The 9,166-nt window shown below is 43.4% G+C and carries 11 protein-coding genes; 2 read left to right on the top strand and 9 right to left on the bottom strand.

Annotated features, from left to right (window positions below; genetic code table 11):
• Positions 1–9 precede the first annotated feature (9 nt).
• Together KFV11_RS06985 and KFV11_RS06990 are read left to right on the top strand one after the other, a co-directional pair.
• Positions 10–582, top strand: coding sequence for a helix-turn-helix domain-containing protein (locus KFV11_RS06985; RefSeq protein WP_254249567.1), 573 nt, complete (start codon positions 10–12; stop codon positions 580–582).
• Between the two features lie 14 nt (positions 583–596).
• On the top strand, positions 597–1,823 hold the full coding sequence (locus tag KFV11_RS06990; RefSeq protein WP_254249568.1) for a tyrosine-type recombinase/integrase: 1,227 nt from the start codon (positions 597–599) through the stop codon (positions 1,821–1,823).
• 144 nt (positions 1,824–1,967) lie between these two features.
• On the opposite strand, the gene KFV11_RS06995 is transcribed toward KFV11_RS06990, so the two are convergent.
• From KFV11_RS06995 to KFV11_RS07035, 9 genes are all read right to left on the bottom strand, one after another.
• Positions 1,968–2,492 (bottom strand): YqeG family HAD IIIA-type phosphatase, encoded by a 525-nt coding sequence (locus tag KFV11_RS06995; protein WP_254249569.1) that lies wholly within the window; start codon positions 2,490–2,492, stop codon positions 1,968–1,970.
• Positions 2,493–2,687: 195 nt separating this feature from the next.
• Positions 2,688–3,395, bottom strand: a complete 708-nt coding sequence (gene mtnN, locus KFV11_RS07000; protein ID WP_149458507.1) for a 5'-methylthioadenosine/S-adenosylhomocysteine nucleosidase — start codon at positions 3,393–3,395, stop codon at positions 2,688–2,690.
• A gap of 138 nt (positions 3,396–3,533) precedes the next feature.
• A complete protein-coding gene (greA, locus tag KFV11_RS07005; protein WP_149458506.1) occupies positions 3,534–4,010 on the bottom strand; it encodes a transcription elongation factor GreA in 477 nt (158 codons plus the stop codon).
• 24 nt (positions 4,011–4,034) lie between these two features.
• Positions 4,035–4,655, bottom strand: coding sequence for a uridine kinase (gene udk / locus KFV11_RS07010; RefSeq protein WP_254250606.1), 621 nt, complete (start codon positions 4,653–4,655; stop codon positions 4,035–4,037).
• Positions 4,652–5,914, bottom strand: coding sequence for a peptidase U32 family protein (locus KFV11_RS07015; protein WP_149458504.1), 1,263 nt, complete (start codon positions 5,912–5,914; stop codon positions 4,652–4,654). Before KFV11_RS07015 ends, udk begins: the two co-directional genes overlap by 4 nt.
• 10 nt (positions 5,915–5,924) lie before the next feature.
• On the bottom strand, positions 5,925–6,848 hold the full coding sequence (locus KFV11_RS07020) for a peptidase U32 family protein (RefSeq protein WP_254249570.1): 924 nt from the start codon (positions 6,846–6,848) through the stop codon (positions 5,925–5,927).
• A gap of 1 nt (position 6,849) precedes the next feature.
• Positions 6,850–7,479: an O-methyltransferase gene (locus tag KFV11_RS07025; RefSeq protein WP_149458842.1), complete on the bottom strand. Its 630-nt coding sequence runs from the start codon at positions 7,477–7,479 to the stop codon at positions 6,850–6,852.
• A gap of 197 nt (positions 7,480–7,676) precedes the next feature.
• Positions 7,677–8,807 carry an endolytic transglycosylase MltG gene (mltG, locus tag KFV11_RS07030; RefSeq protein ID WP_149458502.1) on the bottom strand — a complete coding sequence of 377 codons (1,131 nt, stop codon included), beginning with the start codon at positions 8,805–8,807 and terminating at the stop codon, positions 7,677–7,679.
• Positions 8,808–8,824: 17 nt separating this feature from the next.
• A complete protein-coding gene (locus KFV11_RS07035) occupies positions 8,825–9,157 on the bottom strand; it encodes a DUF1292 domain-containing protein (protein ID WP_149458501.1) in 333 nt (110 codons plus the stop codon).
• Positions 9,158–9,166: the final 9 nt, after the last annotated feature.

The following is a 9,166-nucleotide window of genomic DNA, read 5'->3' on the forward strand; positions in this document are numbered from 1 at the left end:
TGATAAATAATGATAGTATGTACATTGAAAGAGGTAATGAATCAGAGGAATGTTAAAGTTTCTGATATTGTCAGGGATACAAAGGTTACTCGACCAACAATCACAGCGCTTTATAACAACAGAAGTAAAGGCATTCAATTTGAGACTATGGAAAAACTTTGTAACTATCTCAATGTAAATCCTAATCAGCTTTTTACTGTAAGTGATTTAGAAGTAGATTATTCACTAATTAATGACCTTGAGGAACGTATTGGTACACTAAAAAAAGTAGTGGCTTTAAAAATGGATAACGGAATAAATACTCATACTGTGTTTTTTGATTTAACTATACTTGCAACAAATTCCGAAGATAAAGAGATTATTGTAGAAGCGGATCACATCCCCTATGATGAAATTGGCTTTCTAGAATTTATTTTTTCTGTAAACGAAAATACTGATAAAGAAGCATTAGAGTATTTAAATTCTTTAAGAGGGTCAATCAAAAATCATATACTAGGGACTTTGAATGATGGTATAGGTAATAGTATTATTAGCAAATATGAAATTGATAATATTTTAGCTGCTGTGAGAACTGATATCTAAAGGAGGACTAGCCTATGTTCTGTGAAGAGTTCATTAATAAGCACGGGGTGACTCAATACCGCTTCGTTGAGCGCTATACAGACCCGCTGACGAACAAACGTAAGCAAGTGAGCGTTGTCATGAACAAGAACGGTAAACAGTCTCAGAAAGAGGCTCAGAAGCGGCTGAATGCGAAGATAGATGACAAGCTGAATAACATCAGCAACACTAAACTAGATCAGCTGACGTTCTACCAGGCATGTGAAGAGTGGTTTGAACATTACGTCAAGACGTCCGGCAGCAAACGCACGACTATTAAGACGGTGAGAAGTACGCTGAATGGCATCGAGAATAACTTCAATCATGATATGCTCGTTGTGAAGATGGATGCAAAGACGATACAGAAACAATTTAATGAGTGGAATATTGAGGTGACTTATGGTCACCTTGAGAAATGTAAGAACGTTATCAAGTCCGTATTCAAGTATGTCAAAGCGTTCTATGGTTTGAAGGACGTCTCATTCTTTGAGGATATTACTGTACCTAAGAAGGCCCGGACACTCGACCAGGTAAAGGCTAAGAAGAACAACTATCTTGAAGAGATCGAAGTCAAGGAGCTTCTAGTGAAGTTTGATGAAATGATTGAAGTTACACGCAACCAGCTCATGAAGCGGAGCTACAAGCGCATCAAGAACATTGTAGAGTTTCAGATATTGAACGGCTTACGTATAGGTGAGTTAGTCGCTATCAAAGCGAATAATGTTGATCTTGATAACAAGAAACTTGAAGTGGACGGCTCACTTGTACGCGAACCGGACAAGAACGGCAGAACTTTCGGCGTCAAGGACACTACGAAGAATGAATCAAGCTACCGTGTGATTGACCTGACTGATAGAAGCTGTGAGATATTACGCAGAGTGATGCTAGAGAACAAGGCATCCAAACAGTGGGATGATAACTATTTCGATAACGGCTTCATCTTCACCAATAACCACGGCAGCCCGATGCATCTAGACAAGATCAACCTGCTGCTTAAGAATGTCGTTGAGATTACCAGCTTCAAGGATAAGAAAGTCACGTCGCACACCTTGCGTCATACTCATATCTCTACCCTGGCTCAATTAGGCATCCCAATCAAGGCCATCATGGAACGTGTGGGCCATTCCAATCAGAATACGACTATACAGATTTACACTCACGTGACGGATCAGATGAACAAGGACCTGCTATTCAAATTAAATAACCTCGAAAAAAACGGGTGATGAGAACTTAATCTCACACCCGTTTTTCTGTCGTTTTTATTCAAAAATATAATATAGTGTCGTTTTCTTGTCGTTTTTTCTAACTATTTTCTTATTTATGCTCTATAAACCCTTGATATATAAACGTTTAACAAAAAGGGTATATCACTCTTCCCAGTTGATATAGCCTTTACGCTTGAAATACGCAAGAAAGCGCCGTTCCATCATGCGGTTCACTCGTGTCTTCCATTCATCGTTGGCCTTGACCGGTACGACCATAATGGAATAAAAGCCATTTGAATTGGCCGCCAGAACGTCTGTCATCATCTGATCGCCGATCACCACGGTCTCTTCCGGCTTGACATTCATCGCACGGCATGCTTTCTTAAATGCCGCACCCATCGGTTTTCTCGCATTAAAAATATAATCGACTTTAAGCGGCGTCGCAAACGCTGCGACACGAGCCTCATTATTATTGGAGACAATCGTCACTTTAATGCCTTCTTCACTCATACTGTTGAACCAGCTGACGACTTCCTCGGTAGCGAGTTCAACGTCCCAGCCCACTAATGTATTATCAAGGTCTGTGATGATCGCTTTCACACCGCGGCCTGTCAGCTCTTCCGGCGTAATTTCGAAAATATTTTTAGCATACTTACTGGGCAGCAGATATTTTTTAAAGATTCCCATAGTTTCACCTCTATTTCAGCTTATTGTCTCTTACCCTTAATGAGGCAGGTCATTCATATAGAAACCCCAATTCCATGAGAATCGGGGTTGACGACTATTCGATAACTTCTCGTTCGCCACGTTCTACTTCAGTCTCAGAATAGATAATGAAGCCGATAACAGCAGTGGCAACCACAGCGATTGACATAATATAGATCATAATGTGCCTCCTTTAACAGCAATAATCTCTATTAATGATTTTACAATTTTACTGGAAGAGACGCAAGCGACTTCAAGGAACTCATCGAACGTCATGCCCGCCTCGCCGTTAGCAAGGTCAGACACAGCACGCGTAATAATAAACGGCATCTTATACTGATGACATACTTGAGCGACCGCTGCAGCTTCCATCTCCACTGCCAGCACTTCCGGAAAATCATTGATAATCTGCTGTTTTTTTGCTGATGTCCCGATGAAACTGTCACCGGAGACAATTAGCCCGATATGTGCAGTCAGTTCGTTGCTGACAATCGCCTGCTCAGTGAGTGCCATTAAGCGTTCGTCTGCCTCATAAGTAAGCGGCATCCCGGGCACCTGGCCGCGCGCGTAACCAAACTCTGTTGCATCCACGTCATGATGCAGTACGTCGCGGCTGATAACGATATCACCGACTGCAAGACCGCTGCCGAGACCACCCGCTGACCCTGTATTGATGATGGCATCCGGCTGATACTTATCAATCAGCAGCGTTGTACAAATAGCTGCGTTGACTTTGCCGATACCACTCTGCATCAGTACAGCTTCCTGGCCGTAAAGATTTCCTGTGTACACTTCAACATGGGCAAGCTGAATGGTCTCCATGTTCTGCATATCATTTTTCAGAATTGCTACTTCTTCCTGCATCGCTCCGATTATACCTAGCATAACTACCTCCTCATGATAAAAAGTGCTGTTGATCAGTGATCATCCACTGTCCAGCACATATTGAAACACCTTGGCCTCCGGAAACTTGACTATGATTCAGTCATTCCCGAGCGTCCAAGGTGTCACGGATTAATATGATCAGCTGATTTCTACGATTTTTACGCGCATTTCATTACCATTCGGCAGCGGCACATTGATCTCATCATTCACTTGTTTACCAAGCAGTGATTTAGCGATCGGTGATTCATTTGAGATTTTCCCTTCAAATGGATCTGCTTCAGCTGAGCCGACGATCATATAAGTTTCTTCGTCCCCGTCCGGAACTTCCACGAATTTCACTGTACGGCCAAGCTGCACTTCTGATTTTGAGCCATTGTCTGAAATGATGTTAGCATGACGCAGCATCATTTCAATTTTAGTGATTTCCTGTTCGACGAAACCTTGTTCGTCCTTAGCTGCATCGTACTCGGAGTTCTCAGATAAATCTCCGAAGCTGCGCGCCACTTTAATTTTTTCAACGACTTCAGGACGTTTGACTGTCTTTAAGTACTCTAATTCTTCCTCCAGTTTGTTATAGCCTTCCTGAGTCATCGGATATTCTTTTTGGATTTCCATCGTTCTTCCTCTTTTCTCGGTCTGTTAATTTCTAACTAATGATTGTATTTTTGTCGTCATAATATCAATGGCGACGGTATTGCTGCCGCCCTCTGGAATGATGATATCTGCATATCTCTTCGTCGGTTCAATGAACTGATTATGCATCGGTCTGACGACGGTCAAATATTGATCGACCACCGATTCCATCGTCCGGTCACGCTCTTCAATATCTCTGACAAGGCGTCGCAGAATCCTCAGGTCAGCGTCCGTATCGACGTATATTTTAACATCCATCAAATCACGTAATTTTTCATTCTCGAGTGCGAAAATTCCCTCTACTATAATAACATCTTTTGGTTCAAATGTAATCGTTTTCTCGCTTCTAGTATGGATTGTATAGTCATACGTCGGTACATGGACCGTTTTGCCGTCCCTTAAATCGATTAAATTCTGATACAGCAAATCATTGTCAAAAGCAAAGGGGTGGTCATAGTTAGTTTTCAGCCGCTCTTCAAAACTTAAGTCGGACTGATCCTTATAATAATAGTCCTGCTCGATCAGAGCAACACTGAATCCTTCCAGATTCTTCATGATCTGAGAGGTGACAGAAGTCTTACCAGACCCTGAACCACCTGCGATTCCGATGATCGTTGTTTTCATCAGCCAATTTCCTTCCGCATCATATTATTTTTAAAGACAGGATGCGCTGTTTTGAACTGCACAATTTGCAGCGGGTGTCTTGCTGCATCAAGCTCGTTTCCTTCTTCATCATAAATCTTGTCAATCACTTGCTTGAAATTGCGGATCTCTGGTCCGAAGAATTCAATTTCCATACCCGGCTTGAAATTATTGCGCTGCTGAACAGTCGCTATCTGTGTAGTTTCATCATAGTCTAACACTAAACCACAGAAATCAAAAGGTGTTTTTTTGGACTGCTGATGACCGAACATCTGCTCCTCAAATCCTGGCACCCCTTCAAAGAACGCAGGCGCTGTATCGCGGTTTGCACACTTATCCAGTTCAATCAGCCATGCAGGGTCAATCTTGAAGTTCTCTGGATCTGCACAGTAGGCATCGATGACTTTACGGTATACTGACACGACTGTCGCAATATAATGGATGGACTTCATACGCCCTTCAATCTTCAATGAATCAACGCCGATGTCAATCATACGCGGAATAGCTTCAATCAGCTTCAAGTCTTTCGGACTCATCGCGAAAGGTGTCACATTATCACCTTCATAGACGACATCAATGTCATCGTTATCAACCGTCAGCAAGTCATAGTCCCAGCGGCAGCTCTGACAGCAGCCGCCGCGGTTTGAGTCGCGGGCAGTCATATGATTGCTTAACGTACAGCGTCCGGAATAGGCAATACACATTGCACCGTGGACAAATGCCTCGATTTCAATGTCGACTTTTTCTTTCATCAGTTCAATTTCATCGGCACTCGTCTCGCGGGCAAGAACGACACGTTCAAGTCCTTCGTTCTTCCAGTATTCTACAGCTTTCCAGTTCGACAGTGACTGCTGCGTGCTCAAATGAATCTCAAGCTTCGGTGCCACACGTTTACAAGTCTCAATGATTAACGGGTCAGCCACAATAATCCCTGTCGCATTTGCTGCTTCCAGGCCGCGCAGGTAATCTTCCAGACCCGGAATATTTTCGTCATGGGCAAAGATGTTGGTCGTCACATAAACTTTCGCCCCGTATTTCGCTGCGAAGGCGGCACCTTCTTTAATTTCTTCCAGCGTGAAGTTGTCCGCGTTTGAACGTAGACCATATTCCTGTCCACCGAGGAAGACAGCATCTGCCCCGTAATGCACGGCGATTTTCAGTTTCTCAAGGTTACCCGCCGGCGCGAGCAGTTCAGGCTTCTTCAATAATGTTTTTGGTCGAGTTAATTCCATTTCTGCTTTCATATTATCATCCTTAATAAACAGTTTGTTTGTACAGAAAGCCTTGATCCAGCGGACGATATTCAGGCTGGATATCTTCGATGACTTCCAGCAGCTCAAATTTCTCTTCATCATAAAGGTCTGGATCTTCTTCGTATAAGTCGATGGCTTTTCTATATTGTCGAGTGACTTCAGTAATATAATCTTCTGAATGAAGGACGCCGTCAATTTTAAAGCTGTCAATGCCTGCTTCAAATAATTCTTCCAGCTCTTCAATCACACAAATATCATTCGGGCTCATAATATGAGTACCGTTATAATCCTCATAGATCGGATACTTATTATTACGTTCTTCATCGTACAGCAGCATGTTGCGGGCGTCATGACGGTTCTCTATCTTCATCGCCTTTTCCTGATACAGGAAGTAGTTACCCAGCAGCTGACGTTTTGACTGGAACATACAGGTCATCCCGTGGACCTGCACTTCAATCTCAACGTCAGCGTGTTCTTTAATCTCGACGACTTCTTCCATGCTCAGCTCACGGGCAAGCACTGCTCGAACTGCGCCGCGCGCGCCCCAGTAGTTACATTGGAAATGATTGGTGACCACAGTCTCCTGATTCCAGTGCAGAGGAATTGGATGTTCCTGCTCCTTGACGTACATGACTACTGCCGGGTCACCGAAGATAATGCGGTCTACTTTTATTTCATGCAGCCAGTTGATGTATGCTTCGACATCATCAAGATGCTCATTATGGAACAGGCCGTTCACTGCGACATACGCTTTCTTGCCGGCTGCGTGAATCATATTAACTGCAGCAAGCAGCTCTGCTTCCTTGAATTCACCGGCTAATCTCAAGCCGAATTTTTCCTCACCGATGACAAAGGCATCTGCTCCGGCTTCAATCAATGCCTCAAGGTGCGTCAGTGACTTAGGTGTTACTAATAACTCTGTCATATTAAAACTCCTTTACCGAGATGCTCATACCATCTCCGAGATCTATAAAATTCGTCGTATAGCCTGTCTGCTCTGTCAACCAGTCGTTGTACTGTTCGATTTTCCTCACCATCTGCTTAACGTTCCGGCTTCTGACGATTTCAATGTTGCCGACAAAATCGTGGTACAGAATATTGTCTGTAATAATCAGTCCGCCTTTTCTGACCAGCGGGCTGTACAGCTCAAAAAATTTCTTTGACTGGGCTTTAGCCGCATCGATAAACAATATATCATACTGTCTGTCATCAACGTCACATAATGCCTCTGCGGCGTCTTTATAGACGAGGCGGATGCGGTCTGTGCAGTTAAAAGCCGCGACATTTTTCACAGCCTGCTCATACATATCTTCGTTTCTTTCAATCGTTGTAACTGTCACTTCAGCAGCCACAGAAGCAAACTGCAGCGCACTGTAGCCGATCGCTGTACCGATTTCAAGAATGGAGCGGGCACCGTGTATACGGATCAGCTGCTTCACCATCTCAAGAGCGACTTTATCCATTATCGGCACTTGATGCGCTGCTGCATAGACACGTAAGTCATCTATTTCATTCATTTTATTTAACTGAGTAATATATGTTCTGTTGTCCAACACTACCATTCCTTTAACGGAAAAACTACCAACCGGCCGGCTGGTAGAATTCAAATTCATTCAAAATATTGTATCATATTTCAGCGTAAAAATTAAGTGTTATTTTTAACTTCTTACTCCTGCGCACTCCATCCATGACAAAAAGCAGCGGAATTGGCACCGGCTGCTTTTTGTTCGAGTCCTTCAGAGCACTCCACTGGTCACTGGTTATCGATGTGCTCAGCTTTTAACTTGTTATGCTCTTCCAGCGTTTTTGAGAAGTAGTTCTTGCCCGATGAATCAGCAAGGAAGTACAAGTAATCCGTATGCGCAGGATTCAGTACACTTTCCATCGACGCTGTACCGCTTGTCGCGATTGGTCCCGGCGGAAGTCCTGTATTGATATACGTGTTATACGGAGAATTTACTTTTAAGTCTGCTTCATAAGTCACTTCTTTATGACGGCCGAGTGCATAGAGCACGGTCGGATCAGTCTGCAGCGGCATCGGCGGGTTTTGTTCCATCCGGTTAATAAATACTGATGCGATTTTCGCGCGGTCAGTCAGTCCCGTCGCCTCACGCTCAACTAGTGAACTGAATGTCAGAAACTCATGGAACGTCAAATGTTTTTCAGTGCCGCCTTCATTGATGACGATACCACCGTACTTATTCCACAGTGGGAACGCATTGTCCTGTGTTGCCGTCAGCATTTTATCGACAATTTCTTCAGTCGATGGATTCTTTTTTGTGAATTCATACGTCGCCGGATACAAGTAGCCTTCCAGCGGCCGCTTAATATTAGGCGCAAAGACGTCATTTGAAATCAGCTTCGGATGCTTTTTCTGCATTTTCTTGACGAAATCCCTGCTGTTGACTTCCTTCATGAAATCCCCGGCCTTAATCGATGTATTCTTCGCGACAATCGCAGCAATCTCATCAATTGTGATGCCTTCCGGGATGTTCATCTTGAAGACTATCGGCTGATAGACTTTACCTTCCTGGAGACTTTTCGATATCTGCTTGAATGTCATCGATGGAGACAGTTCATAGCTGCCCGCCTGGAAGTTTGAAATATTGTTGAACTTCAAGTAATACTTGAACATATCACTGCTTTTAATGATGTTTTTCTTTTCCAGCTTCTCACCGATCATCGTCGCTGTCTCGCCCGGCAGCACTTCAACCTTCGTCGTTTTCTTGTTGTTCGGATCCAGCGGCTTCTGGCTGGCAGAAAAGTAAAAAAACGCTGCGCTTCCTGCGATGATAAGACCGAGCAGCAGCAGACCGATGATCACTGCTGACAAGGTTCTCGACGCTGATTTTGCGTCTCTTATCTCTTTATTACGGTTGCTCATAAAGTCACCTTAAACCCCTAGAAATTTTCCTCGTCAATTTCAGTGTTGACGATTTCTTCAATCATATCCCACTCTTCGTCTGTTTCGACCGGAAGGAATTTTCCGCCGTCGCCTGTCTCGTTAGGAACATTGATCATTGGAATCAATTCGATTTCATCTTCATCAGATGCGCCTTCTTCAGCAAGGATGACATAATTCTTATCGAACTCAGGATTATAGAACTCGAGAACTTTACGATAAAGTACTTCGTTATTGTCTTCATCATATAATGTCAGTAATTCCTCTTCGTTGTTGATATCTAAAGTACCGTTCACTTCTTCGTTTTCGTGGTTATGGTTATGTTCTGTCATAGTCATTCT

Source organism: Macrococcus equipercicus (assembly GCF_024205945.1).
GTDB classification, from domain to species: Bacteria; Bacillota; Bacilli; order Staphylococcales; family Staphylococcaceae; genus Macrococcus; species Macrococcus equipercicus.

Excerpts from the sequence above, each read along its gene's own strand:
- KFV11_RS06985 (WP_254249567.1), top strand. The coding sequence starts at position 10 with ATGATAGTATGTACATTGAAAGAGGTAATGAATCAGAGGAATGTTAAA.
- KFV11_RS06990 (WP_254249568.1), top strand. The coding sequence starts at position 597 with ATGTTCTGTGAAGAGTTCATTAATAAGCACGGGGTGACTCAATACCGC.
- KFV11_RS07020 (WP_254249570.1), bottom strand. The coding sequence starts at position 6,848 with ATGACAGAGTTATTAGTAACACCTAAGTCACTGACGCACCTTGAGGCA.
- greA (WP_149458506.1), bottom strand. The coding sequence starts at position 4,010 with ATGGAAATCCAAAAAGAATATCCGATGACTCAGGAAGGCTATAACAAA.
- KFV11_RS06995 (WP_254249569.1), bottom strand. The coding sequence starts at position 2,492 with ATGGGAATCTTTAAAAAATATCTGCTGCCCAGTAAGTATGCTAAAAAT.
- KFV11_RS07035 (WP_149458501.1), bottom strand. The coding sequence starts at position 9,157 with ATGACAGAACATAACCATAACCACGAAAACGAAGAAGTGAACGGTACT.
- mltG (WP_149458502.1), bottom strand. The coding sequence starts at position 8,807 with ATGAGCAACCGTAATAAAGAGATAAGAGACGCAAAATCAGCGTCGAGA.
- KFV11_RS07015 (WP_149458504.1), bottom strand. The coding sequence starts at position 5,914 with ATGAAAGCAGAAATGGAATTAACTCGACCAAAAACATTATTGAAGAAG.
- mtnN (WP_149458507.1), bottom strand. The coding sequence starts at position 3,395 with ATGCTAGGTATAATCGGAGCGATGCAGGAAGAAGTAGCAATTCTGAAA.